The sequence below is a fragment of the Parapedobacter sp. SGR-10 genome (genome assembly GCF_011030405.1).
Classification (GTDB): domain Bacteria; phylum Bacteroidota; class Bacteroidia; order Sphingobacteriales; family Sphingobacteriaceae; genus Sphingobacterium.
Genome location: NZ_JAAJTJ010000066.1, coordinates 1 through 944 on the forward strand (window position 1 = coordinate 1; position 944 = coordinate 944).

The 944-nt window shown below is 41.9% G+C and carries 1 protein-coding gene; it reads left to right on the forward strand.

Annotated features, from left to right (window positions below):
- Positions 1 to 34 precede the first annotated feature (34 nt).
- On the forward strand, positions 35 to 931 hold the full coding sequence (locus G5B00_RS17870) for an IS1595 family transposase (protein WP_163878835.1): 897 nt from the start codon (positions 35 to 37) through the stop codon (positions 929 to 931).
- The last annotated feature ends 13 nt before the right edge of the window (positions 932 to 944 follow it).

Consider the following 944-nt stretch of genomic DNA (forward strand, 5'->3'; position numbering starts at 1 on the left):
TAGAGCTATTCATTTAAATACGTATATTTATTATATGGATATTTTTAGAGGCGAGAGTATAGTCAGTTTTTTTGACAGGTTTAAGAGTGATGAAGATTGTTTGGCATATTTGGCAGCACGTAAAGCATCTCAGGGTTATGCCTGTGTAAAATGTGGTCACACAAAACATACAGTCCGCAGGAAGAACCTGGCCCGTGATTGCAACAAATGCCATCATTTGGAAAGTCCTACAGCAGGGACTCTTTTTCACAAGGTTAAGTTTGGCTTACGGAAGGCCTTCGGAATGGTTTTCGAGATGAGCGCTACGACCAAGAGCATCTCCGCCAACCAGATGAGCAAGCGTTATGAGGTTCGTTATGTGACGGCCTGGCTTTTTATGCAAAAGGTTCGAAAAGCGATGAAAAGCAGCGGTAAAGACCCGATGGACGGGGATGTAATCGTTGATGAATTTGTGTTTGGCGGTCGTGAAGACCTCAAACAGGGGCGGAGTACTGACAGCAAGAAGAAGAAAATCGTTGCTGCGGTCCAGAAGGACGGCTCGGGCATTAAGCGAGTCTACTTCAAGCCTATCGAGGATTACAGCTGTGCTTCGCTGAGGGTCATCTTCGATGCCCACATTTCCAATAATGCTCAGGTCATGACAGATAAATGGACAGGCTACAAGCCTTTGAAAAAGGAGTACAATATCAGCCAGCAAAAGAGCGATAAAGGGAGAACCTTCTTTGAAATGAACACCATTGTACATCAGCTAAAAGCATGGATGAGATCCAGCTTTTCCAACATACATAAACATCATATACAGGGCTATCTGGACGAATTCAGCTACAGAATAAACAGGTCAATACACAAGCAAACTATTTTTGATAATCTAATTTCAAGAATGGTAAAACATAAAAAACTGACCTACAACGATATTATAATAAGTAACTAAGTGAATAGCTCTA

Bases quoted from the DNA above. Each gene is read 5' to 3' on its own strand.
- G5B00_RS17870 (WP_163878835.1), top strand. From the start codon at position 35: ATGGATATTTTTAGAGGCGAGAGTATAGTCAGTTTTTTTGACAGGTTT.